Consider the following 23584-nt stretch of genomic DNA (forward strand, 5'->3'; position numbering starts at 1 on the left):
GGCGGAGCCATGTGCTCATCGATATGAGGCATCAATCGAGTTTCCCGGCTCCGCTAGCCTCGATGATAGCGGTCGAAGGACAAAACCAGCGGAGCATCATGGCAAATTGCGTCGATGATGGCCCTCGTCAGCGGCAGGCGATCGTGGGGAAGTACACCCCGGGCCATCATATTCTTCAAAGTCGGACCAAGGTCCAGCGCCAGTTGCGCGCCCTCGACCGTGTCCGAACTCATATGTTCGCGCTTCGCCACGGAATAGGGCAGGCCACGGCCGAGCAGGCGCCCCATGCGACCGTTACGGCCCGCCTGGCAGGTCACATAAAGATCGCCGGAGCCGGCCAGCCCCAGCACTGTTTCGACCTTTCCACCCAGAGCTTCGACCAGAATCGCCATCTCGGCGAGGGACTGCGAGAAAAGCGACGAGGCCAGGTTGTGCATGAGTGCGCCATTGGGCGCCTTGCCGTCGCGCTCGAGCAGCCCGACGGGAGCCCCAACGGCGAGTGTGTAGAAATTCTTGAAAGCGGCGCAGATCTCGACGCCGACGAGATCGGATGACGATCGCGCATGATAGAAAGGCGCGCGCAGAATGCGGGACGCCGCGGCGACCTGGTCGGGATCATGCCCGGCCACGATCACAGAGGTGTCGCGCTGCGCCGCCAGTTCGCCGGCAATGCACGGTCCGCCGACGGCCATCACCGGGGCAGACAAGCCAGTGCGTTGCTCGATCTCGTGGGCAAGCAGATGTGGCAGGATTTCCACGCCTTTGTCGCTTGCTGCAAGTCCTTTCGTAATCATCAATATCGGCACGGGCGACTTGATGCTTTCTGCAATGCGGTCGATCGCCCAAGCAATGCCGGCCGACGAGACGCCGAGTACAAGCAGATCGGGTCCATCGTTCATCGCCGCCCCGAATTCGGTCCAGGAACAGGCGGTTACCACATCAGGCAGAGTGATGTTGAGGCGTGGGTGATGACTTGTGCTGGCCACCGAGCCGACGATCTCCTCATCGAGATGGGTCCCGACAAGAGTGATGCGGTTACCAGCGTGAGCGGCCGGAAGCGTCATGGCAGAGCCCATGACGCCGGCGCCGAGGATAATGATCCGCGCCATTCAACTTCTTCCCTTGTCCAGCCGCTCGCCGCTACCTTGGTCGAACAGGTGGATTCGCTCAGGCGCCGGCTCCAAATGGATCACAGCTCCAGGAGAGAGCTCCATGCGGTCATGCAGCACCGAGCAGATCGCGGTGTTGCCCATGCTGGCAAAGATGTGGATTTCGGGGCCGGTCGGCTCGACAACCGTAATCCTCGCCGGAATGCCGCGCCCGTCGGCCACTGGTCGAAGATGTTCGGGGCGAATGCCGTAGATCACCTTTTGGCCGGGCCGGACCGCAGCCCCTGGCGGGAGCGGGAGGGATAGCTCGTCGGTCCGCACCACCCAGGCGTCGCGCTCGGAAGCCACCTCGCCATGGAACATGTTCATTGCGGGCGAGCCGATGAAGGAGGCGACGAAGAGGTTTGCCGGGCGATCGTAGACATCGAGCGGGCGCCCGATCTGCTCGATATGGCCGTCGCGCATAATGACGATGACATCGGCCATGGTCATGGCCTCGATCTGGTCATGCGTGACATAGACGGTGGTGGTCTTCAGCCGCTGGTGGAGCTCCTTGATTTCGGTGCGCATCTGCACCCGCAGCTTGGCATCGAGATTGGACAGCGGTTCGTCGAACAGGAACACAGTTGGGTCCCGCACGATGGCGCGGCCCATGGCGACGCGCTGCCGCTGACCGCCCGAAAGCTGGCGGGGGTACCGTTCCAGATAGGGGGTCAGATTGAGGATCGCCGCCGCCCATCCGACCTTCTGTTTGATTTCTTCGGTTGGGCGTTTCTTCAACTGCATGGAAAAGGCCATGTTGTCGAAGACGGTCATGTGCGCATAAAGCGCGTAATTCTGGAAGACCATCGCGATGTTGCGGTCTTTGGGATGGAGCGTGTTGACGACCCTGTCGCCTATGGCGATCTCACCGGATGTGATGGGCTCGAGACCGGCTATCATGCGTAACAGCGTGGACTTGCCGCAGCCGGACGGCCCCAACAGAACGACGAACTGGCCATCCTCGATCGAGAGATCGAGTCCATCGATAATCGAGAGAGCGCCATAGTCCTTCTTTATGTTGCTGATGGTGACAGACGCCATAAATTGCTACCCTTCGATTGCCCTTGCCGGTTGGATCGCATTTTCGCCATGCGAGCTATTGGCGATCGGATGCGCTCTCACCATTCGCTCTCCAGAAACTCTTCCAAGAGTCCCGCATCGGCGGCCAGATTGATGAAGGACCATCGGCCGCGGATTTCCCGCGAATAGCGAATGGCGTCGTGCCAAAGCGCGCGCGGCAGGCCTAGTTCCGCGCCGGTGACCGGCCCCCCGGCAGCCTTGAGTGCTGCCTCCATGCGGGCGACCGGCATTGCCATGGGCCGAACCTCCTGGCGCAGCGCCGGCCAGATTTCCGCAAGCCTGCGGTTGAAGGTTTCCGTCTGGCTGGCGTCGAGTGCCGTCTTCTTCGTCTCGGCAATGCAAAGTGGTCCAAGCTGCGCGCCATAGCGGGCCAGCATCGCCGCTTCGTCGATGGCGGTCGGCTTCACCTGCGGCGGCTCTTTCAGGTCCAGCAGCCGCGCTTGCAGACGCGCCATGACCAGCGAGGCAACCCCAACCTGCTGGCCGTGCGTGGTGCCGGGATGACGCTCTCCCGCGAACATGTCGATCCAATGGGAAATCTGGTGCTCTCCCATGGACCCGGGATGGGAAACGCCGGCAAAGCACACGCCCATCGAGCACAGCGTCAGGACGCGCTGGAGATGCCCGACAGCGGTGACGTCATGCCTGGCAAGGCCAGGCGCATGGGCCAGCATCGGCTCCTCATCGCCCGCCTGCAGCAGGTAGGGCACCTCGGAATAGTAAGTGTCGAACAGCCGATGCGAAGCCCACCAGTCGATCTGGGCGGTGGAGCGGCAGAGGCTGTCGCCAAGCCCGGCGGCGCTGAGCCAGGCGGGCGCTGCGGCCGACACGCCAAGGTCCAGGAAGATGCCCCGGGGCGCGTGTGAGGGCAGCGAGATCTTGAGCCCGGAGGCCAAGGTCACCGACGCTGTCGAGGCGCCGTAGCCATTCATCGAGGCGGCCGTGCCGAAGACGGCATAGGGCCGCTCGTCGAGAAAGGTTGCATGCTTGCAGCTGTCGTTGAGGACGCCCGACCCGACGGCCAAGACCCCGTCGGCGTGACGCGTTTTCTCCCTGACCATCTGGATCATTGCCTCATCGCAGTCGAGGCCGTCAGGCAGCACGATTTCATCGATGTCGGCGATGGCACGCAGCGCCTTCGCGACGCGCCTGCCCATCACATCGACGGTGTTGATATCCGACACAACAGCGATGCGGCTGCCTAGCGCCAGGGGCGCAACGAGATCCGACTCGCGGCCCTCCGTCGTCTCCAGCAGTTCGATCGTCTGGAACGGCAGGACCGCGGCCGCGCCGGTCTTGGGATCTGTCCAGCGTCCCGCGACAACGTCCTCGATCAACGCGTTCCAGTTGGTCGTTTCAGCCATGATCGGCCTCCATGAAGGCAGCGAGGCGCTGGTTCCAGGCTGAAAGCGTTGGCCAAAGATCGGCATGGATCGCAAGAAGTTCGGCGTAGAGCGCGGCCCGTTTCGTGTCCGGTTCGAAGGTTTTGGCCGGCTCGCTGGCCATTGCGAGCGACGCTTCGGCGATGGTGGTAAACCAGCCCACGCCCTTTGCCGCCGCCATCGCCGCGCCAAGCGAGGAGGCTTCGACGGTCGTCGAACGCTTTATGGGACGATCGAGTGCATCCGCCAGAATTTGCATCCACAGGTCGGACTTCGCTCCTCCGCCGATGGCTATGAACTGGTCGATGGTCTGGGCGGCAGCCGCAGCGGCCCGCCGACTTGTCGCGGCCTGATGCAGCGCTATGCCTTCCAGCACGGCGCGATAGATGTCGCCGCGGCGGCTGGAGCCGGAGAGCCCGGCAATCACACCACGGGCCGCACTATCCCAGTGCGGGTCCATGACGCCCTGCCAGTAGGGCAGGAGCATTATGCCGCCTGCGCCGATCGGGCTGGCAGCGGCTTCGGCCTCGAGCGTCTCCAGGGCATCATTTGCGCCATGCAGATCGACGCCAAGCATCTCGCGCGCCATCCAGTCGACGAGAAAAGTGCCGGCGCGAAGGCACGTCTCGTAGATATAGCCATCATCGGCGACCGCCGTCTCGGTGCGGAAGGCCTGGTCGTGGACGTAGCCCGTGCCGAAGCTGCCGGAGACGACCGCCGTGCCGAGGTTGATGTAAGCGCATCGCGCCTGCAACACACCCGCGCCCGTGCCGGCGCATTGACCGTCGCCGCCGCCGGCGACGATCGGCGTGCCCTCGCGCAGGCCCGTCGAAATGGCCGCTTCCGAAGTTAGTTGGCCCAGAACGGTGCCGGGCCGCGCCAGATCCAGCATCATGCGCCGGGCGACGCCCGCTGCCCCCAGTATATCGTTCGACCAGTCCATAGCTCGCATATCGAGTATGCCCATCGGGTCGGCGGATGCGGTGGACGTCACCCACCGGCCGCTCAAGCGAAAGACCAGATAGCCGTGGACTTCGGCCATCCGCTCCACCCGGGCAAAAATCTCGGGCTCTTGCTCGCGGAACCAGATCATGCGGTAAAGGCAAGGAATGACGTCCAGCGGCTTGCCGGATATTGCGTGGACCCGTGCCGCGCCGAAACTCTCGCCGAAGCGGCGTGCCTTCCGCCGGGCGCGCTCATCGAGCCAGAGCGTCGCCGGCCCGACCGCCTGGCCCTGCTCGTCGAAAAGTCCGAAGCTTTCGCGCTGGTTGGCAATGGCAAGGGCGGCAATGCGTGCCGGCGAAACCGTTGACGTCACGGCGCGCAGCGCTGCGACCGTCGAGGTCCACCACTCGGCCGGATCCTGCTCGAAATAGCCCGAACGCGGGTTGGACATTGCAAGCGGTGCACGACCTTCGGCCACGGCCAGACCATTGCGGTCCCAGGCGATCGCCTTGGTTGCCGAGGTCGAGGAATCAATGCCGATGACGAGATCAGGAACCATTGCCGCCACGTTGCCAACGGGCGAGGGCGGTCGAAACCGCCTTCGCCCAAATCACCGACTAGCCGCTAAAGACCGGCGTCCTTGACTTTGCCGTCGACAATGCCGGCAATGGCATCCAGGCATGCCTTGGCATCGCCGCCATAGTCTTGGCCCGTAAGCAACTTGCCGAGCTCAACCGGAATGTCGTTGTTCGACAGATCCGCCCAGATCGGCATGTCCGGCTCCGATCCCATCTGGTTGTCGATAGTGTATTTGATCGCGTCGAAATGGCGTGTCGTTCCGGGGCCGACAACGGCCTTCGCCTTGACCCGAGGATCTGTAAAAGAGGAATTGCGCATCGGCGAGGCGCCGCCGCCGAGCGTCGATACCCGCGCCATCACATCCTTCGAGCAGACCCACTGCATGAACAGCCATGCTGCTTCCTTGTTCTTGGAATATTGCGACAGCGAGATCGTCGAGCCGCCCTGGTGGCCGACGGCCGGAATTTCGTTGAAGCCGCAATCGGCGGCGGCGCGACGGCCAGGAACCTCCTTGGGCGCGGGCAGGGCCTCGAACAGGCCTTTGACCTTGGAATCGTTGGCGTCGAAGCCGGGGAAATCCTCGCCCCAGGTGATTGCCATGGCGGCCTGACCCTGTGTCAACGCCTGCCCCTGACCGTCCCAGGTCCACGTCGTCGCCGACGGCGGCGAGTTCTTGACCAGCTCCTGATAGAATTGCAGCCCGGCCGCGCCGCGTTCGTCATTGCCGACAAACTTCTTGTCCTTGTTGAAGATCGAACCGCCATGGCCCCACAATGCGAAGGTCCAGTCGCATTCCAGCGAATAGTGGCCGGACTTCGCCTGGCACGCGGTGCCGAAGATGCCGTTGCTTTTTTCTGCCTCTGTGAGCGCCTGCACGGCCTTGAGGTAGGCGTCGAGGTCTGTCGGCAGCGCAATGTTGTGTTTGTCGAAAAGATCCTTGCGGTACATCAGGATGAAGATCGGAATATCGAATGGAATTCCGCACTGTTTGCCGTTGTACATGGCAATGCCGTCGACCAGCGGCTTGGAGAAATCGTCCCAGTCGAAGTTGGGCATCGCCAGTTCTTTGTTCTGGTCATAATACTCGCGCGGATCGACGACATCCTGGGCAAATGTCGCCATCCAGGACTGGTCGAGATAGTAGACGTCGTAGGTGCCAAGCTGGCCCTGTACGTCTTGCGTCGCCTTGGCGAGAACCTGCTCCAGCGGCACGATCTCGACTTCCACCTCAATGCCGGTTGCCTTGGTGAATTCACCCGCGACAAGCTGGTTGGCGACGATCGTTGGCGGCGTCGCTTCCGAAGTGTAGCGGATTTTGGTGCCGGCATATGGTTTGCCGACGTCGGCCAGCCACTTCAGCATATCGGCGTCCTGGGCGCGGGCTTCCTCAGCCCCGAGGCCCAGCATCCCCCGACTGGTGCGGCCGCCACCTAGCATGGCTGATCCGAAGGCGGAAAAGCCGACACCAGCGAGCGCCATCTTCCTCATGAAGTCGCGTTTGGTTATCCGGCGCGCCGTAAAGTCATTGCAGGTATCGGCGACGAATGTCTTCTTGTCGTGTTCACTGAAGCTCATGATCGTTCCTCCATTGCGTTTTTGTCGTCGTTCTTCTCGTCTGCGCCTCACTCCTTCAGCGATCCGAGGGTGAGGCCGCGGACCAGATGCCGTTGAACCAGCAGGATAAAGATGAAGCTGGGTATGATCGCGGATGTGCCGAGCGCTGTGATGTAGCCCCACTCGGTCGCGGTCGATGTGACAAAGGTCGAGATCTTCACCGGCACAGTGCGGATCGACGTTGTCAGGAACAGTGAGAGCAGGAACTCGGTCCACGAAAAGATGAAACACAGCACAGCCGTCGCAGCGATGCCGCCCTTGACCATGGGAAGGACGACGCGTCGGAACGTCTGCCAGCGCGTCGCGCCGTCAATCAGCGCCGCCTCATCAACCTCGCGCGGAACATCGTCGAAGAACGACTTCAAAAGCAAAACCGCCAGCGGCAGGTTGATCAGACTGTGAACGAGGATGAGCCCCGTATAAGTATCGCGCAAGCCGAGATCGCGGAACATGAAAACGATCGGAATGACGATCGCGATTGGCGGCATGAAGCGCTGCGAGAGAATCCAGAACAGGAAGGACTGCTGGCCGCTGAACTGCATTCGCGACAGGCAATAGGCGGCCAGAGTTGCCAGCAGCAGCGTCAGCGCCGTCGATCCGACGGCTATGATGGCGCTATCGAGCAACGACTGGCGGGAATCGTAGGAACTGGCGCCACCCTTGATGACCCCGGCCGCCTCGCCGCCCTGTTCCATGCCGATGTCGACGCGCGAAACGCCAAGCAACGTCACACGGTAATTGTCCGGCGTCGGCGTGAAACCGGTGTAGACCGGTCCGCTGCGGTCGAAGATCGCCGAATAGGGTTTGATGGACGACAGGGCCCACCACGCGATCGGGAACATAAAGATCGCCACCACCAGGACTGCGAGCACGTCACGGGCGATCGTTTGGGCGCGCGACGACTCCATCAGAACCTCACCTTGAACAGCCTGACGAAGAGGTTCGACACGACGATCAAGACGACGAGCACGATCAGCGACAGGGTTGCGGCATAGGGGAAGTCTCCGGTGAAGTAGATTCGACCAGCGTAGAATGAAAGCGTCTCGGTGGCCGTGCCAGGCCCGCCGGCGGTGATGATGTAGACGTAGTCGTAGATGCGAAAGAGATCGACGCCGCGGATCAGCACCGCGACCGCTATCACCTTGCGCAGCATCGGCAATGTGAGGCGCAAGAACGTCTGGATGCCGTTGGCACCGTCGATCGCCGCGGCCTCGAAAGGTTCCTTCGGCAGCGCCCTGAGCCCTGCCAGGATGATGAGCACCATGAACGGCGTCCACTGCCATATGTCTGCCAGCAGGATCGCCGCCAATGCGGTTCCGGGCTGCGTCAGGATCGGCTGTGCCGGCGAGATCAGGTCGAGGGCATAGAGGTAGAACGACAGGACACCGAAAGAACCGTCCTGCATCAGCAGGAACATCATTCCGGTCACCGCCGGCGGCACAACCAGCGGCAGTGTCATCAGCGCCCGCAGCACGCCGTAACCTTTGCGATCGGTGTCAAGCAGAAGCGCGATGAGGATGCCGAGCGCAAGCTGAACCGCAAGCGCGACGAAGGTATAGATCAGCGTGGTTTCCAGCGAATGCCACATACGCGCATCCGAGAAGGCGCGCGTCCATTGGTGGAGCCCGGCGAAGTCGAGCTGCCGGGAGACGACATTGCGTTTGTGAAACGACAGCCAGACCGAATAGGCGAGGGGATAGATGCCGAAAACGAGAAGCATCACCGTGATCGGCGCGAGCCAGGGGAAAGGATGCTCGGCCGTCATGAACCGGGGCAGGGCCCATCTGGGCGTTTCGCGGGTCACGGTCACCGTGCTCACGCGCAAATCTCCGCTCGGTCACAGAGACGCATCGGCCTTCTCCCTATCGGCCAGATTGTGCCAACTTGAACTTTTGTAAGTTTGTTGTGCCTTTTGTTAAGAACGTGTCGGACGGCCGCCGATTTGTCAAGTGTCGGTTCCGTCAGGCTCAGGGGTTTTGGTCGTAGTCCCAGAGGATGCCGTGATCGCCGGGTACGGGGTTGTTTTTGGAGGGAGCGCCGCCGGCAAATGCCGTGTGTCAGCATCAAAAGCGCTCAGGGCCGCCGCAAACTTTGGCAGCCCAAGGAAGCTACGCAACCCATTGAGGAGATCGGGAGGACAGCCCGGGGGCTTTGGAACTCGCCTTAATCCGGCAATCGGATCTGAAGCTTTACGTCCGCCGGCCGGGCTTCGACCGCGCGGTCGAAGGCGGTGATGGAATCTTCGAAGGCGAAGGTCGCCGAAATGAGTGGCTTTAGGTCGACCCGGCCCGACCCCATTAGCGCGATTGCCCGCTCATATTGGTGGGCATATCGGAACACAGTCTCGATGCGGACTTCCTTGGTCGAGGCGGTGGCGACATCGAATGCGATCGGCGCCACCGGCAGGCCGACCACCACTACCGCGCCACCGGGCCGCGGCAGATCGAGCAGGGTCTCCCATGCCTTGGACGAGCCCGAGCATTCAAACACCACGTCGGCGCCCCAGCCATCGGTCAGCCGCTTTACCTCCGCCGCCAGGTTCTTGTCGCGGACGTTGATCGGGATCACGCCTTGATAGCCGCCGGCGATGTCGAGCTTGGGTTGGGCGAGATCTGCAACAACGGCGCGGGCGCAGCCGCCGGCGAGCGCCGCGATCGCCACCATCGTGCCGATCGGCCCTGCGCCAATCACCACCGCCGTGTCACCCGGCGCAATCTTCGCTTTGGCCGCCGCCTGCATGCCGACAGCGAAGGGCTCCACCATGGCGCCTTCGGCGAAGCTGACATTGTCGGGCAGTTTGAAAGTGTAGTTGGCGGGGTGGACGACATAGGGCGTCAGCACGCCGTGGATCGGCGGCGTTGCCCAGAACCTGACCGCCGGATCGATGTTGTAGAGGCCGAGCCGGCTCGCCCGCGAATTCGGGTCGGGGATACCCGGCTCCATGCAGACGCGGTCGCCGACCTTTAGATGCTCGACGCCTTCGCCCGTTTCGATGACGGTGCCGGCGGCTTCGTGGCCAACGATCATCGGCGCTTCGACCACGAACGGGCCGATGCGGCCATGCGTGTAGTAGTGCACGTCGGAGCCGCAGATGCCGACAGTGTGGATTTTGATGCGAACTTCGCCTGGGCCTACGGTCTGTGGCAGATCGATGTCACGCAGCTTGAGTTCGTGCTGGCGTTCGAGGACAAGGGCGCGCACGTTCGTCATCGACGTAGTCTCCTCTAAAGCCGATCGTAGGGCCTTCGTAACCTTACTTGCACTCGGCGCGTTCATCATAGCCGCTCATTCACGGCTTCAAAATCCAGCTCGGAAAACAGGGGTGTTGCCTGATTCCGACTATCTGTACCAACTTCCCGGCCAAAGGACTTTGAAGGCCGGCCATGCCGCTGCCGAATGCCCTCGGCGGAATGAAATAGTCGTTCGCCCAGAGACTCCCCACTCCCCAGCCTCCAAGCCAGCAGGCCGGCATCGGTCAGTCATCAACAGGGGTCCAGCAGGTGCGCGACACACGACGCTACATTGCCATGGAACGCTTGCCCAATCCGCTTCTGGTCGATGCGGCCCACCAGGTGAAATGTCCGCTATCGTTTTTTGGGCGCCAGAAGTTCCCGGTTCGCTTCCGGCCGATAATGCTGCCGCGCGGCAATGCGCTTCATTAACGTCATTCTCCATTCGAAGCGCTCAGGCCGGAAGCTGCCCTGCGTAAGACGCCAGGTCATTGCCCGCCGCGGATAAGTTTGCAGTTGGACAATATTGGCCAGTCGGGCGATCCCGGCATTTGGCGTTGCTTCGGCGAGTCAATACTGAGCCTGCGCTTGCGCGCCATCCTTCTCGACAAGACCAACGGCTGGACCCGATCGAGCGCAGGCGGGTTCAGTTGGTGCTGGTTGTGGCGGTGAACCCGCACTGCTTCTGTTCCATATCGATCTGCTTCGTGATGCGGACGGCGTTCTGTGCGTAGGCCTCCGTCACGGAGCCACTATTCACAGTCTTGTCCTTCAGCGGGCTCACGCCTGCGCAGAGGTGGAAAACATGCGGCTCGGTGGACTTCGCGGCTCCGTTTTCGGGCGCGATCCAGTAGACGACATCCTGACCGGCGGGGTGGCTCGCGTCCCGCGTCGCCGCCGCCACGGCGGCGGTGTCCGTCGCGATCGCCTGCGCCTGAGCGGCGACATCAGGCGAACAGGCGGTGGTGGGCTGCCCCGACTTGATCTGGGCTGCGCATGCGTTCATATCCTGGGTGTACTGTTCGACCGACGGGGGTTTGAAACTGATCCCCATGACCGTCGCGAGCACGGCCAGCGCAGCGCCGACGCCGCCGGCAACCTTCTTGGTCCGCGGATCCATGTTTTTGTCGGTGAGGATCAGGAAAACCAGCGGGAGGAAGGCAATCAGTGTGATGATTGCGCCGAGCTGGTTTTGGAAGAAGAACCTGGCCGGGTCGGATGCACGAGCCGGATCGTGCCTGTTGGCCGCCTTCCATAGCAAGTTGCCGACGATTGCGAAAATCGCGATGCCGACCAGAAGGCCGATGACCAGCGGCAGGTGTCCCTGGTCGAACTTGTTCTGGCGAAGCAGCATAATTCCGTAGATCTCGCCGCCAATGGCGACGACCCACGAGAGTGCGGCGAAAAGCCGAAGACGCGTGGCGGAGGACTTCTGGCCCTGCGTCGCTTGCCAATCCTTGGTAACGTCTGGCTTGTTGTCGGTCATTGACCAGATCCCCTGATATCGACACTTCTGCGGGCGGCGTTAGACCAGAAGGCCAACCCGCCCAGCGCAGCGTCATTGAACGAGCGCCACCTGCCTCAGCGACACGGCGAAAATGTGAGCGCCACGGCAGGCCTCATCTCCATTCATAATTCATATTGCGCATGAGTGAATCCGTCCATACCCACGCAGGCAGACGCCTACGCGGTGATGGCTTCGTTCTTCTTAATCTCTGGCTCGAACTTGACGCTGCCTTCCCTCGCTTCCCGGCGCCGGTCGCGCCATTCCCGACACCAGCCGAAAATCGAAATCTCCATAGCCATCGCCCGTGGCCGGCGGTTCCTTCCTCGGGGACTTTCGTACGCCTACGGCGCCCGAAACTCTTATATGGGGATGGTCAACCACAAACAGCGTCACGTCGACATTGTCATGTACCTCCGGGCAATCCGCAGATCCATTCGATGGGTCCGTTTGCGTGACGCGGTTCGCGAGCGAACCCAGTCCACCTTATATTCGGTCAGGGCGCATGCACCTGTTCGATGATCCCGCTTGCGGCGGATTCGGACCCAAGAGACGAAACCATTCTTTAACGGCGGCTGTTTGAGGCCATGAGTTTCGTCGGTTCGTCTACCGAGGATCTGCCAGGCCTGATCGGCCTGGAGATTTTTATGATCGATTGGCGTCTACGCTGATGGTTTCGTCAGGAGAGCTCCTTCTATAACGACTCCGGCGTTCACGTATTTCCACAGCGCAACAAGCAGTTTCCGGGCGAGGGCGATGATCGCCGTCTTCTTGTACCGGCCACCATTCTGGACGATTCAGTCGCCGCACGGACGCCAAGCTTGGCCCCGACCATCTGCATTGATAATAATGCAGATTTGCATTATCTTTATCGCGATGAACAGGAAATGTTTAATATGACAACGTTGACAGTGACGACAAGGGGACAGGTGACGTTCCGCAAGGACGTGCTGCAACATCTGGGCATCAAACCGGGCGAGAAGATCGAGCTTGATCTGCTGCCCGACGGTCGGGCGGAATTGAGGGCTGCACGGGCGAAGGGGTCGTTCCGGGACCTCCACGGCTTCCTCAGAGGCAAGACGAACGGCCGGGTGCTCAGCATCGAGGAGATCAACGAGGCGATAGCGGAAGCGGGCGCTGCGGCCGGGTCCGGCAAGGAATGAGGGTTACGGCCGACACGAATGTGCTGCTGCGCGCCTATGTCGCCGATGATGAGGGGCAGGCGGCCATTGCCGTCGACCTGCTGGCCAAAGCGGACATCGTGGCCGTGAGCTTGCAGGCCTTGTGCGAGTTCGCCTGGGTTCTGGCCCGGCAGTACCAGACAGAGCGCGAAAATATTGCCGCGGCGATCCGGGCGTTGCTGAACACCGCGAATGTTGTCGTCAACCGGCCGGCAGTTGAGGCAGGGCTGTCAGTCCTCGATGCCGGCGGCGATTTCGCGGACGGCGTGATCGCTTTTGACGGCGGCTGGCTTGGCGGGGAGACTTTCGTCTCGTTTGACCGGAAGGCCGTCAAACTGCTCTCGGCGCAGGGACAATCCGTACAGCTTCTTTTCTAAGTCTTTCCGCGGTGGTCTTTCGCCCTGTGCTGTCGCGTCTTTAGAGGCCGCTGCGAGCAATCGGATTCTGTCTGCGGTACGGATGTCAGATCAAGAATGGCGCGGTGAGAGCCGATAATCGTCGATAGATGGGTTGTGGAAATCGTTAGAAATTTCCCAACTACGAGGCCGACTTGGTCGCGCAGATCGCGTAGCGATGCTGCGTCGAGCGTTCCAGCGTCCTGAGGAAGTTCATGTGCCGTGCCTGCGCGCGATGAATCGCGCCGAGCCGGGTGTCGACCACAGGCATCTCAAAGCCAGCCTCCACGAGAAGCGCGCAGACCTCGTCCGCTTTGGCGCCGTGCGAAAAGTGCAGCCGCGACAGGATGCTGCGATGGCGGTCCGCCATCACCTGATCCAGTCCGTGGACCGGCCCGACTGTCCGGCCAACGGCCCTTTCCAGGACCTGTCGCAGAGAGGTTACCCAGGTCTTACTGACGAAATCACCATCAATGATCAGCAGCCGTCCGCCAGGCTTGAGCAGCGAGAACCATTCGGCGAATGCCGCTCGCGGATCCACCAACGTCCAGACGAGATGACGAGTGACGAGGACGTCATAGCTTTCTCCGTTTTCAAGGGTGCGCTCGGCGTCGCCGATCAGAAACCGGATGCCGCTTTCCCTCTGCGTCGCCTTTGCACGCGCGCGACCAAGCATGGTCTCTGACCAATCGAGCCCGGTCACCGCATAACCCAGGTCGTGCATGAGATGAGATACGACCCCGGTGCCGCAAGCGAGGTCGAGCGCGCGACGCCCATCCCCGCGCCCCAAGTGCTTGAGCATCAGCCTGTGCCAGGCCAGGCGTTCCCGCTGTGAGAAGATTTCATGCCCCACCGAAAGATCGAATGTTCCGGCGCGCGTCGACCAATAGTCGCGTATCTCGTCCCGCAGCGAATAGTTGGGCTCGCCTGCCATTCCTGACCCCTTGTCGTCGTACCAGTCTGGAATGGCTCTAAAAGATATTTCTTGAGAATTGAAGTCATCTTTTATAAGGCACCTCTGGCTAATCCACTTCAAGAGAGGGCGCGATGAATTTTGGAAAGATCCCAGCAGGGACGATGTCGGCCGTTATCGTCGCCCTGTCGATGACGCTGGCCGCCAGGGCCGAAATGGTTGCAGTGACTGACATCACGGGCCGCCAGGTCGAGGTGAACGTCCCGGTCGAGAAGGTAATCCTGGGTGAGGGCCGGCAGATCTATCTCGTCGCGGCACTCGACACCGAGGATCCGTTCAAGCGCATCGCTGGCTGGCGCGAGGATTTCAGCCAAGCGGATCCGGACAATTACGCCGCCTATCTGGAAAAATTCCCCAGGATGGCGGAGATCCCGACTTTTGGCGGCTTCAAGGATGGTACTTTCGACGTCGAGCAGGCGGTGTCGCTCAAGCCCGACGTCATCCTGATGAATATCGAGTCGAAGCAGGCTACGGAAGACGGCAAGTATATCGAGAAGCTCGCCGCTGCCGGCATTCCGTTGGTCTATGTCGATTTCCGCGAGCGCCCCTTCACCAACACCGAACCCAGCATGCGCCTCTTTGGCAAGCTGTTCGGCAAGAAGGAGCGCGCCGAGGAATTCATCACCTGGCGCGCCGCCGAGATCGCGCGCGTTACCGATGTCATCGAGAAGGCCAAGCCGGAAAGGCCCAAGGTCTTCATCGAACGCGCCGGCGGCTATTCCGATGACTGTTGCATGAGCTTCGGCGACGACAATTTCGGCAAATTCGTCGAGATGGCAGGCGGCGACAACATCGCCAAGGACATCATCCCCGGCACGTTCGGCACGCTCAATCCCGAACAGATCATCGCATCCGACCCGGATCAGATCATCGTCACCGGCGGATGGTGGGAAGCCTATGTGCCGGGCGGTGCCTGGGTCGGCGTCGGGCCCGGCCGTGATCAGGCAGAGGCGCTGCGCAAGCTGAAGGCGCTGACCGAGCGGCCGGCGCTGACCGGCGTGAAGGCCGTCGAGGACGGCGCGGTGCATGCCATCTGGCATCAGTTCTACAACAGCCCCTATCAGTTCGTGGCCATCCAGCAGATGGCGAAGTGGCTGCATCCGGATATTTTCGCCGATCTCGATCCCGAGGCGACCTTCAGGGAGTTGCACGAGAAGTTCCTGCCCGTCGCATACCGGCCCGGCCACTGGGTCTCGCTGACCGATGTCGATTGAATCGACGGCCGTCAACACCGCGCTCGACAGCACCGATGGACGAGGGCGTTACCGCGCTCTCGTCTGGCGGCGGCAGTTGATCCTTGCCGGCCTCGGCGCTGCCCTGCTCTTCAGCCTGTGCGTCGACCTTGCGGTCGGTCCCGCCCGCTACGGACTTGGCGAGGTCGTGCGGGCGCTTGTGTTTCCCGACACGGTGCCGCAGCAGGTGCGCGTGGTGCTCTGGGACATCCGCATGCCGGTGGCCCTGATGGCCATTGTCGTCGGGGCGGCGCTCGCCGTGGCCGGCGCGCAGATGCAGACCATCCTCAACAACCCGCTGGCCAGCCCTTTCACGCTCGGCATATCCGCCGCCGCGAGCTTCGGCGCCGCGCTTGCACTTGCCTTCGGGGTGAGGCTTCTCCCCGCCGCAGTCGAGTATGTAGTGCCGATCAACGCCTTCGTGATGGCGATGCTGGCGGCCTTCCTCATTCACGTGCTGAGCGTAAAGCGCGGCGTCAGCGCGGAGACCATCGTGCTGCTCGGCATCGCGCTGGTTTTCACCTTCAACGCGCTGCTCGCGCTCGTCCAGTTTTTCGCGTCGGCGGAAGCGCTGGCGGCGGTCGTCTTCTGGACAATGGGCAGCCTCACCAAGGCCACCTGGCCCAAGCTTGCAGTCACCACATTCATTCTCCTCGCAGTCTTACCCATTTTCGGCCGGCGCGTTTGGGCGTTGACGGCGTTGAGGCTCGGTGAGGACAAGGCGGCCAGCTTCGGCGTCAAGGTCGGCCGCCTGCGGCTCGAGACACTCATTCTGGTGAGCCTCCTGGCCGCCATTCCCGTCGCCTTCGTCGGCACCATAGGTTTTATCGGTCTCGTAGGCCCGCACATTGCGCGCATGGTCATCGGCGAGGACCAACGCTTCTTCCTGCCCGCTTCGGCCCTTGCGGGCGCGCTCATCCTGTCGGCTAGCGCGGTCGTCAGCAAGTCGCTTATCCCTGGGACGGTCTTCCCGATCGGCATCGTCACCTCGCTGATCGGCATCCCGTTCTTCATCTCGCTCATCCTGTCCAGCACGAGGCGCTCATGGTGACGATCCGGCTGGAGGCGCTCGGCGCGCGCTACGGCACGAGCCTCCGGCTTCGCAATGTTACGACGCCTGCGTTCGAGGGCGGAGACATCGTGGCCGTGATCGGTCCGAATGCCGCCGGGAAGTCGACGCTCTTCAGGCGCATCGCCGGCCTCCTGGACGGACCGGGAGCAATGCATGTCGAGGGGGCCATTCGCGGGAAGAGCGGCATCTGCTACATGCCACAGGAAACGTCCGCCAACGCGGTGCTCACCGTCTATGAGTCAGTGTTGCTCGCCCGTAAGCAGGGTATGGGCTGGTCTGTGGGCGACGATGATCTGGCTCGCATCGACGAGACGCTGGCGGCGCTCGGCATCGCCGACATCGCTTTCCGCAACATTAGCGAGCTTTCCGGCGGCCAGCGGCAACTGGCCAGCCTGGCACAAACGCTGGTGCGCGAGCCGGAGATCCTGCTGATGGACGAACCGACATCAGCACTCGATCTGTCGCGGCAGGTGGAAGTGCTCGGCCTCGTGCGGGGACTTGCTCAGGCGCGAGGCATGGTCGTGCTGATCGCCCTGCACGACCTCAATCACGCCCTGCGCTTCAGCGATCAGACAATGGTCATCGCGGACGGCCGGCTGATCGCATGCGGGTCATCGCCGGACGTCATCACATCCGATCTGCTGCGGGACATTTATCACCTCAACGCCCGCATCGAGCCGTGCTCGCGCGGCATCGGCCATGTCATCGTGGATGGCGTGGCGGATGGGCGTCGGACGGCCATTATGTCGGCAGCGGAAACTGAATCCTGGATTAGGAGCAGATTCGAAGCGGCAGCCGTTCCGGCCGCGTGACGGCAACCGCATTATGCCGGTGGATCGACGCGCGCACTGATCGACCTGATTCTCTGACCGCTGGTTGAAGGCGACAGTATGCTTGCATTCAGCTCAAGGCGTGGCCGGCCAATCCATAGACCCAAGGCCCATTGTCTTGCCGGTTCAGGAAGCGGCGCCCTTTGGACATGGTCGTAACGGTCTCGGCAATGCCGAGGCCGCACTGCTGGAGAAACGCGGCAAACACGCCATCCTTCTCGCGGGTGTCGACGCGGGCGAATCGTCCTGCCAGTTCCTTCAGATGCAGGGCTGTAAGATGGACTGCGTCGAGATCGTTTCGCGCGACCATGGGGCCGATCACGTGACCACGCCCGAACTCGCGACACATGGAATAGCCGACGATTTCGCCGCCGCGGCTCAAAGTGCAGATTGAGGCATCCGCTGCGAGCAACGCGAGCAGCCTCTCGCGGTTTATCCCTAACGCGCGCGTATCCAGCGGCGTGATGTCCTTAAGCCTGTCGCTCGACAGCGCCTGCAATTCACCGTTCAAGGCCGGCATAGCCGGGAGTGTTTGTGGGACCTCCCCCTGGCGCTGGTATACGATCGCCTCGGTCGTGAAGCCGAGTGAAACGTAGAGGGGGTAGGCAGCATGGGTCGCGTTGAGCGCCAAATTGCGATCGCCGCACTGCTCAAGGACTAGGTCCATGAGCCATCGGCCGCCTCCTTGCGCTTGTGTGCGTGGCGTTGTGATCACCAGGCCAATGGTGGCAAAGTCGTCCCCGTGGGGAAACCACATCGCGCTCCCGAAAACGCGTCCAATACCATCAACGGCAACAATGCCGCGGCCGGCACGGCGCAGAAAGTCCCAATCCTTCGGCCGGTGAGGCCAGCGGACTGAGATCGACAGCGCGTGCAGTAGCTTGACGTCGACATCATCAATGTCCCGCGCGACCAGTTCGAAGGATTTCAGGCGTACTGATCTCTGCATCTCAATCGATCCGCTTCTTCAACGAATGCGCAAGGCACGCGGTGTCGATCCTGTCATCGATCGCCATGTCGCGACATACCTCTTTGCCGCAGCATTATACGGGAAAGCCAGCAGGTTTCGCTGGTTCGAGGTGCTTTTTCGCAATCTTCGGCCAAAGCACGACGCAATTCGGCAGGGAACACTGCTGCCTGCGGATAGGCTGGTTGCACCCGGTGATAGTGTGCAAGCAGAGCGGACCGCCATGAACGTGGAAGAAATCCTCGCGACCCTGGTTGCATTTCCCTCTGTTGTGGGCACGCCAAACGGCGCGATCGTCGATTGGATCCGCGACTATTGTCAGGCAGCCGGAGCCGAGGTGACGGTTCTGCCCGGTCCCGAGGGTGACCGGTCCAACCTTTTCCTTACGATCGGCCCGCGCCAGGGTCGGGGCTACATCATCTCCGGACATATGGATGTCGTGCCGGCCGGCGAGCCGGAATGGAGCTCGGACCCCTTCGTCCTGCGCCGCGAGGGTGGCAGGCTATACGGTCGCGGCACCACCGACATGAAGGGCTTCCTCGCCTGCGCATTGGCGGCGCTCCCAGGACTTGCGGTGATGAACCTGCGGCAGCCAGTTCATCTCGCATTCTCGTATGACGAAGAGGCGGGGTGCCGTGGTGTGCCGCATCTCCTAGCCGCGTTGCCGAGCTTATGCGAGAGGCCGCTTGGCGCGATTGTCGGCGAGCCGAGCGGGATGCAGCCTGTGCGCGCGCACAAGGGGAAGGCCGCCGCGCGACTCGAGGTGATCGGGCGATCAGGCCATTCGTCACGCCCCGATCTCGGACTCAATGCCGTGCATGCCATGGCCGGCGTTATCACGCACGCCGTGGCCTACGGCCGATCCCTCGCCGACGGGCCGCTCGATGACAATTTCGAGCCCCCGTATTCTTCCTTGCAGGTGGGCGTCATCGCCGGTGGACAGGCGGTCAACATCATCGCTGGCCACTGCACAGCCGATATCGAGGCGCGTGCCGTGCCCGGCGTTTCTCCAGCCTCCCTGCTTGAGCCGGTCAAGGCCCGGCTTTTCGCCCTGCGAGACAGCGGCTTCGATGTGGCGTGGCACGAGTTGACCACCTATCCCGCCCTTGCGCCCGCCAACGGGAGCGAGCTAGCGGCCGTTCTGACGGAGCTGACTGGGCAGGAGCCGCTGACAGCTGTGAGTTACGGCACGGAGGCCGGACTTTATCAGCAGGCCGGCATCGATGCGGTCGTTTGCGGACCCGGCGACATCGGCCGTGCCCATCGTCCCGACGAATATATCGAGATTGGTGAACTCGCCGCTTGCCGGAAGATGATCGAGGGGCTCGGCGCGCGTCTTGCGGCCTGAAGGAAGGGCGGTCACCATGGCGTTTCTTTTCAATTCCGATGCGGCGCGTGCTGCGGTCTTCCGCGAGATCTTTGCGCGCCAGCTCCCGGATCTGGAATTCGTCCATTCCGGGGACGAGATGGAGCCGGAGAAGGTGCGCTATCTCATCACCTGGACGGTGCCGGACGAGATCTCGCGCTACCGCAATCTGGAAGTGCTGTTTTCCATCGGAGCGGGCGTCGACCAGTTCAAGCAGGACGTGGTGCCAAGCCATGTGAGGCTTGTGCGCATGGTCGAGGACGGCATCATACGCATGATGCAGGAATACGTCGCGCTCGGCGTGTTGGCGCTCCACCGGGAGATGCCCGCCTATCTCGAGCAGCAGAAAAGATGCCTCTGGCAACCAATTGCCGCTCGACAGGCGGCCGAACGCCGGGTTGGCTTTCTCGGCCTTGGCATGCTGGCCCAGGCGGCTATCGAGCGCTTGAAGCCCTTCCAGTTTCCGCTTGCCGGGTGGAGCCGCAGCGAAAAGCGGATAGAGGACGTCGCCTGTTTTCACGGCACGGACGAACTCGCGGGCTTTCTGAAGCAAACGGATATTCTCGTCTGCCTGCTTCCGCTCACGGAACGAACGCACGGCATGCTCGATGCAGAGTTCTTGGACTTACTGCCCGTCGGGGCGCAGCTGCTGCATGTCGGCAGGGGTCCGCAACTGGACCAGGCCGCGCTGATCAACGCGCTCGACACCGGTCACATATCTGCGGCGATGCTTGATGTCACCGATCCAGAACCGCTCCCGGAAGACCATCCGCTGTGGTCGCATCCGAAGGTGATGATAACGCCGCACATCGCCTCGGTGACGCAACCGCATACGGCGGCACAATCCGTCGTTGACAACATCCGGCGCCACCGCGCCGGAGAAGAACTGATCGGCCTCGTCGATCGGACACTCGGCTACTAACCAGGAAACATCACATGTCACTTCTGATCACGATCGACACAGTTCCAGACTTCGCGCCGAAGGAGGCACTACCGGCTCCGGAGCGGCTCATTTCCGGCAATCCATCCTTCAAGACCTGGGCGCAGGATGCCTCGAAGGGAGAAAAGGTGCTCACCGGTGTCTGGGAGGCGACGCCCGGCGAGACGCATTCGATCAAGGGCACGATCTACGAGTTCTGCCACATCGTTTCGGGTCTCGTCGAAATCCAGGAGAAGGGCGGTGAGACCAAGACCTACCGCGCCGGCGACAGTTTCGTGATGAAGCCTGGTTTCGTCGGCGTCTGGCGCACTATCGAGACCGTGCGCAAGATCTACGTCTGCGTCTATGACTGAGTTCAGTGCTTAAGGTCCGGCCGAATAGCGCGCGGCGGCTCCAGAACAATCGGCTTTTTAAGTTCCGCCTGACACGATTCGACGCCGCCGGGCGGCTCATCCTCGACGGAAAATGCGGCGGGCGGTCGACTATTCTTCCGATGACGCTAGTGCAAATGAGGACCTCCATTAATGAAGACCTACAAGATCGCGCTCATCCCCGGCGACGGCATCGGCAAGGACGTCACGCAGGCGGCATGGCAGGTGCTGCAGGCGGCGGCTAAGCGGGGCGGTTTCGCCCTTGATGACGCAAGATTCCCGTGGTCGTGCGCCTACTACCTGGAGACCGCTGCAATGATGCCGTCAGACGGCATCGAGACACTTCGAAAATTCGATGCGATCTTTCTCGGCGCTGTGGGCTGGTCCGCGGAAGTGCCCGACTCGGTATCGCTTCACGGACTGCTCCTGCCGATCCGGAAAGGGTTCACGCAGTACGCCAACATACGACCGCACCGGCTGTTGCCGGGGGTTCAGGGGCCCCTCCGCTCCGATGGCTTCGATATCCTGTGCATCCGCGAGAATACGGAAGGCGAATATTCCGGCGCCGGTGGGCGCGTTCATTCCGGCACGGCCGATGAGGTCGCGGTTGAGACTGCGATCTTCACGCGTACGGGTGTCGAACGGATCATCCGTTTCGGTTTCGAACAGGCGCGGGCGCGTCGCAGGAAGCTCGCATCTGTCACCAAATCCAACGCGCAGAAACATTCCATGGTTTTCTGGGATGAGGTCACGCGCGAGGTGGCGAAAGATTATGCCGATGTGGAGGTCTCGCACTACCACATCGACGCCATTGCCGCCCGTATGGTCCTGGCGCCGGAAAGCCTCGACGTAATCGTCGCATCGAACCTTTTCGGCGACATCCTCACCGATATTGGAGCGGCCATTCAGGGCGGGCTGGGTTACGCCGCCTCCGCCAATATCAATCCCGAACGCAGCGCGCCTTCCATGTTCGAGCCGGTCCACGGTTCGGCGCCCGACATCGCGCATCTCGGTGTCGCCAATCCGATCGCCGCGATCTGGTCCGGTGCGATGATGCTCGAGCATCTGGGCGAGGGGCAGGCTGCGGCCGAAGTGATGTCGGCAATCGAGTCCGCAACCGCGCGGGGGATTGGCACGATCGCGGGCAAGGACAGGACTGAAACAATCACGCAGGCCGTGCTGGCACGATTGAGCTGAAAGAGCAGAGGAAAGACCATGAATGCGATGACGAAGATTGGCATGTTCAACGATTCCGACCTTTTCCGCCAGCAGGCGCTGATTGGCGGTGTCTGGCGGGATGGCGAAACGAAGGGCGTGGTCGATGTCATTGACCCTGCCAGCCAAAGTGTTCTCGGCACCGTTCCCGCAATGGGCGAGAACGAGACGAGAGCGGCAATCGCTGCCGCGGCTGAGGCCTTCAAAAGCTGGAAGAAGAAGACCCATGCCGAGCGTGCAGGACTTCTGGAGCGCTGGCACGACCTCATTCGCCAGCACGAACAGGATCTCGCGCTCCTGCTGACGCTGGAACAGGGCAAGCCGCTTGCCGAGGCGGTGGCGGAAATCCGCTACGGCGCATCTTTTGTGAAATGGTTTGCGGAGGAGGCGCGCCGGATCGGTGGCTCGACCATTCCGTCACCCACGGCCGATCGCCGCATTCTGGTGCTGAAAGAACCCGTCGGCGTCTGCGCCATCATCACGCCGTGGAATTTTCCCAACGCGATGATCGCACGCAAAGTGGCACCGGCGCTGGCCGCAGGTTGTACGGTTGTCATCAAGCCGTCGGAATTTACGCCATTCTCGGCGCTGGCGCTCGGCGTTCTGGCGGAACGGGCAGGTATCCCTGCAGGCGTGATCAACATTGTGACGGGCATGCCCGTCGAAATCGGCAACGAACTGATGGCCAATCAGACGGTGCGCAAGATCTCGTTCACCGGTTCGACCCGCGTCGGTGCGCTGCTCATGCGTGGCGCGGCCGATAGTATCAAGCGGCTGAGCCTGGAGCTTGGCGGCAACGCACCCTTTATCGTCTTTGACGACGCCGATCTGGATAAGGCAGTTGAAGGGGTGATCGCATCCAAGTTCCGCAATGGCGGTCAAACCTGCGTCTGCGCGAACCGGATTCTTGTGCAGGAAGGCGTTTACGACGCTTTCGCCGAAAAGCTGAGCCGGCGCGTCACGCGGATGAAGGTTGGCGCAGGGACCGACGAGGGCACTGAGATCGGCCCGATGATCAACGCGGCCGCGATCGACAAGATCGAGCGTCACATCGCGGATGCACGGGCGAAAGGTGCGCAGATTATCGCCCAAAGCGAGACGATGCCGGAGGGTAAGCAATATGCACGGCCCGTCGTGCTGGGAGAAGCTACTACGGGGATGCTCCTGGCATCGGAAGAGACGTTCGGTCCGGTGGCGCCGCTTTTTCGCTTCGAGACGGAGGAAGAGGCCATCGCCATTGCGAACGGTACGCCGTTCGGCCTTGCCGCCTACTTCTACACCGACAACCTCAAGCGCTCATGGCGTGTTGCCGAGGCGCTGGAGTTCGGTATGGTCGGGCTCAACACAGGCATGATCTCGACCGAGGTTGCGCCTTTCGGCGGTGTCAAGCAGTCCGGAGTGGGGCGCGAAGGATCGCAGCTCGGCATCGAGGAATATCTCGAGGTCAAGGCGCTTCATGTTGGCGGGCTTAACTAGTGGATGGAATCTAACGCTTGGTGCCCGCGTTTGACGGCGGCAATGATCTTGTCGGGGTCGGCGATCCAAGAGAAGGGTTTG

21 protein-coding genes and 1 pseudogene are annotated in these 23584 nt (G+C 62.0%); 10 read left to right on the top strand and 12 right to left on the bottom strand.

The genetic code is table 11. The features are described from left to right. Window positions 1-53 precede the first annotated feature (53 nt). From NKI52_RS30080 to NKI52_RS30125, 10 genes and pseudogenes are all read right to left on the bottom strand, one after another. Window positions 54-1109 (bottom strand): hypothetical protein, encoded by a 1056-nt coding sequence (locus NKI52_RS30080; RefSeq protein ID WP_352700564.1) that lies wholly within the window; start codon window positions 1107-1109, stop codon window positions 54-56. Next, window positions 1110-2192 (bottom strand): ABC transporter ATP-binding protein, encoded by a 1083-nt coding sequence (locus NKI52_RS30085; RefSeq protein ID WP_352700565.1) that lies wholly within the window; start codon window positions 2190-2192, stop codon window positions 1110-1112. A gap of 77 nt (window positions 2193-2269) precedes the next feature. Next, complete coding sequence (locus NKI52_RS30090) at window positions 2270-3595, bottom strand: iron-containing alcohol dehydrogenase (protein ID WP_352700566.1); 1326 nt, start codon at window positions 3593-3595, stop codon at window positions 2270-2272. Next, the gene (locus NKI52_RS30095; RefSeq protein WP_352700567.1) at window positions 3588-5117 is read right to left on the bottom strand and encodes a xylulokinase; all 1530 of its coding nucleotides are present in this window, start codon (window positions 5115-5117) and stop codon (window positions 3588-3590) included. The genes NKI52_RS30090 and NKI52_RS30095 overlap by 8 nt, the downstream gene beginning before the upstream one ends. A gap of 65 nt (window positions 5118-5182) precedes the next feature. Beyond that, window positions 5183-6712, bottom strand: coding sequence for an ABC transporter substrate-binding protein (locus NKI52_RS30100; protein ID WP_352700568.1), 1530 nt, complete (start codon window positions 6710-6712; stop codon window positions 5183-5185). Window positions 6713-6759: 47 nt separating this feature from the next. Further along, complete coding sequence (locus NKI52_RS30105) at window positions 6760-7659, bottom strand: carbohydrate ABC transporter permease (RefSeq protein WP_031212286.1); 900 nt, start codon at window positions 7657-7659, stop codon at window positions 6760-6762. Beyond that, complete coding sequence (locus NKI52_RS30110) at window positions 7659-8570, bottom strand: carbohydrate ABC transporter permease (RefSeq protein ID WP_023678780.1); 912 nt, start codon at window positions 8568-8570, stop codon at window positions 7659-7661. The genes NKI52_RS30105 and NKI52_RS30110 overlap by 1 nt, the downstream gene beginning before the upstream one ends. Window positions 8571-8914: 344 nt before the next feature. Further along, window positions 8915-9961, bottom strand: a complete 1047-nt coding sequence (locus NKI52_RS30115) for an NAD(P)-dependent alcohol dehydrogenase (RefSeq protein WP_352700569.1) — start codon at window positions 9959-9961, stop codon at window positions 8915-8917. 666 nt (window positions 9962-10627) lie between these two features. Beyond that, window positions 10628-11467: a hypothetical protein gene (locus tag NKI52_RS30120; protein ID WP_352700570.1), complete on the bottom strand. Its 840-nt coding sequence runs from the start codon at window positions 11465-11467 to the stop codon at window positions 10628-10630. 680 nt (window positions 11468-12147) lie between these two features. Continuing rightward, window positions 12148-12282 (bottom strand): annotated as a pseudogene (locus NKI52_RS30125) (IS110 family transposase); the annotation flags it as partial. A gap of 24 nt (window positions 12283-12306) precedes the next feature. Here NKI52_RS30125 and NKI52_RS30130 point away from each other — a divergent pair. Together NKI52_RS30130 and NKI52_RS30135 are read left to right on the top strand one after the other, a co-directional pair. After that, window positions 12307-12648: an AbrB/MazE/SpoVT family DNA-binding domain-containing protein gene (locus NKI52_RS30130; protein ID WP_502894688.1), complete on the top strand. Its 342-nt coding sequence runs from the start codon at window positions 12307-12309 to the stop codon at window positions 12646-12648. Beyond that, window positions 12645-13043, top strand: a complete 399-nt coding sequence (locus NKI52_RS30135; protein ID WP_023678785.1) for a type II toxin-antitoxin system VapC family toxin — start codon at window positions 12645-12647, stop codon at window positions 13041-13043. Before NKI52_RS30130 ends, NKI52_RS30135 begins: the two co-directional genes overlap by 4 nt. Window positions 13044-13203: 160 nt before the next feature. Here NKI52_RS30135 and NKI52_RS30140 read toward each other — a convergent pair whose 3' ends face one another. Further along, window positions 13204-13995 (bottom strand): class I SAM-dependent methyltransferase, encoded by a 792-nt coding sequence (locus NKI52_RS30140; protein ID WP_352700571.1) that lies wholly within the window; start codon window positions 13993-13995, stop codon window positions 13204-13206. Window positions 13996-14138: 143 nt separating this feature from the next. On the opposite strand from NKI52_RS30140, the gene NKI52_RS30145 reads away from it, so the two are divergent. From NKI52_RS30145 to NKI52_RS30155, 3 genes are read left to right on the top strand one after another with little or no spacing between them, the layout of a single operon-like run. Then, window positions 14139-15248, top strand: a complete 1110-nt coding sequence (locus NKI52_RS30145) for an ABC transporter substrate-binding protein (RefSeq protein ID WP_352700580.1) — start codon at window positions 14139-14141, stop codon at window positions 15246-15248. Continuing rightward, entirely contained in the window at window positions 15238-16317 is a 1080-nt protein-coding gene (locus NKI52_RS30150) for a FecCD family ABC transporter permease (RefSeq protein ID WP_352700572.1), read from the top strand. The genes NKI52_RS30145 and NKI52_RS30150 overlap by 11 nt, the downstream gene beginning before the upstream one ends. Then, window positions 16311-17150 (top strand): ABC transporter ATP-binding protein, encoded by an 840-nt coding sequence (locus tag NKI52_RS30155; protein WP_352692436.1) that lies wholly within the window; start codon window positions 16311-16313, stop codon window positions 17148-17150. The genes NKI52_RS30150 and NKI52_RS30155 overlap by 7 nt, the downstream gene beginning before the upstream one ends. Before the next feature lie 88 nt (window positions 17151-17238). On the opposite strand, the gene NKI52_RS30160 is transcribed toward NKI52_RS30155, so the two are convergent. Then, window positions 17239-18117, bottom strand: a complete 879-nt coding sequence (locus tag NKI52_RS30160; RefSeq protein ID WP_352700573.1) for a GNAT family N-acetyltransferase — start codon at window positions 18115-18117, stop codon at window positions 17239-17241. A gap of 241 nt (window positions 18118-18358) precedes the next feature. Between NKI52_RS30160 and argE the strand changes: the two genes are divergently transcribed. From argE to NKI52_RS30185, 5 genes are all read left to right on the top strand, one after another. After that, entirely contained in the window at window positions 18359-19483 is a 1125-nt protein-coding gene (gene argE, locus NKI52_RS30165; RefSeq protein WP_352700581.1) for an acetylornithine deacetylase, read from the top strand. A 16-nt stretch (window positions 19484-19499) separates the two neighbouring features. Further along, window positions 19500-20423 carry a 2-hydroxyacid dehydrogenase gene (locus NKI52_RS30170; protein ID WP_352700574.1) on the top strand — a complete coding sequence of 308 codons (924 nt, stop codon included), beginning with the start codon at window positions 19500-19502 and terminating at the stop codon, window positions 20421-20423. A gap of 14 nt (window positions 20424-20437) precedes the next feature. Continuing rightward, entirely contained in the window at window positions 20438-20794 is a 357-nt protein-coding gene (locus NKI52_RS30175; RefSeq protein WP_352700575.1) for a cupin domain-containing protein, read from the top strand. Between the two features lie 171 nt (window positions 20795-20965). Further along, window positions 20966-22009, top strand: coding sequence for a tartrate dehydrogenase (locus NKI52_RS30180; RefSeq protein ID WP_352700576.1), 1044 nt, complete (start codon window positions 20966-20968; stop codon window positions 22007-22009). Between the two features lie 18 nt (window positions 22010-22027). Further along, window positions 22028-23503 carry an NAD-dependent succinate-semialdehyde dehydrogenase gene (locus NKI52_RS30185; RefSeq protein ID WP_352700577.1) on the top strand — a complete coding sequence of 492 codons (1476 nt, stop codon included), beginning with the start codon at window positions 22028-22030 and terminating at the stop codon, window positions 23501-23503. Window positions 23504-23584: the final 81 nt, after the last annotated feature.

The sequence above is a fragment of the Mesorhizobium sp. M0590 genome, assembly GCF_040320905.1.
GTDB lineage: Bacteria > Pseudomonadota > Alphaproteobacteria > Rhizobiales > Rhizobiaceae > Mesorhizobium.

Bases quoted from the DNA above. Each gene is read 5' to 3' on its own strand.
- NKI52_RS30080 (WP_352700564.1), bottom strand. From the start codon at position 1,109: ATGGCGCGGATCATTATCCTCGGCGCCGGCGTCATGGGCTCTGCCATG.
- NKI52_RS30085 (WP_352700565.1), bottom strand. From the start codon at position 2,192: ATGGCGTCTGTCACCATCAGCAACATAAAGAAGGACTATGGCGCTCTC.
- NKI52_RS30090 (WP_352700566.1), bottom strand. From the start codon at position 3,595: ATGGCTGAAACGACCAACTGGAACGCGTTGATCGAGGACGTTGTCGCG.
- NKI52_RS30095 (WP_352700567.1), bottom strand. From the start codon at position 5,117: ATGGTTCCTGATCTCGTCATCGGCATTGATTCCTCGACCTCGGCAACC.
- NKI52_RS30100 (WP_352700568.1), bottom strand. From the start codon at position 6,712: ATGAGCTTCAGTGAACACGACAAGAAGACATTCGTCGCCGATACCTGC.
- NKI52_RS30105 (WP_031212286.1), bottom strand. From the start codon at position 7,659: ATGGAGTCGTCGCGCGCCCAAACGATCGCCCGTGACGTGCTCGCAGTC.
- NKI52_RS30115 (WP_352700569.1), bottom strand. From the start codon at position 9,961: ATGACGAACGTGCGCGCCCTTGTCCTCGAACGCCAGCACGAACTCAAG.
- NKI52_RS30120 (WP_352700570.1), bottom strand. From the start codon at position 11,467: ATGACCGACAACAAGCCAGACGTTACCAAGGATTGGCAAGCGACGCAG.
- NKI52_RS30135 (WP_023678785.1), top strand. From the start codon at position 12,645: ATGAGGGTTACGGCCGACACGAATGTGCTGCTGCGCGCCTATGTCGCC.
- NKI52_RS30140 (WP_352700571.1), bottom strand. From the start codon at position 13,995: ATGGCAGGCGAGCCCAACTATTCGCTGCGGGACGAGATACGCGACTAT.
- NKI52_RS30145 (WP_352700580.1), top strand. From the start codon at position 14,139: ATGTCGGCCGTTATCGTCGCCCTGTCGATGACGCTGGCCGCCAGGGCC.
- NKI52_RS30150 (WP_352700572.1), top strand. From the start codon at position 15,238: ATGTCGATTGAATCGACGGCCGTCAACACCGCGCTCGACAGCACCGAT.
- NKI52_RS30155 (WP_352692436.1), top strand. From the start codon at position 16,311: ATGGTGACGATCCGGCTGGAGGCGCTCGGCGCGCGCTACGGCACGAGC.
- NKI52_RS30160 (WP_352700573.1), bottom strand. From the start codon at position 18,117: ATGCAGAGATCAGTACGCCTGAAATCCTTCGAACTGGTCGCGCGGGAC.
- argE (WP_352700581.1), top strand. From the start codon at position 18,359: ATGAACGTGGAAGAAATCCTCGCGACCCTGGTTGCATTTCCCTCTGTT.
- NKI52_RS30170 (WP_352700574.1), top strand. From the start codon at position 19,500: ATGGCGTTTCTTTTCAATTCCGATGCGGCGCGTGCTGCGGTCTTCCGC.
- NKI52_RS30175 (WP_352700575.1), top strand. From the start codon at position 20,438: ATGTCACTTCTGATCACGATCGACACAGTTCCAGACTTCGCGCCGAAG.
- NKI52_RS30180 (WP_352700576.1), top strand. From the start codon at position 20,966: ATGAAGACCTACAAGATCGCGCTCATCCCCGGCGACGGCATCGGCAAG.
- NKI52_RS30185 (WP_352700577.1), top strand. From the start codon at position 22,028: ATGAATGCGATGACGAAGATTGGCATGTTCAACGATTCCGACCTTTTC.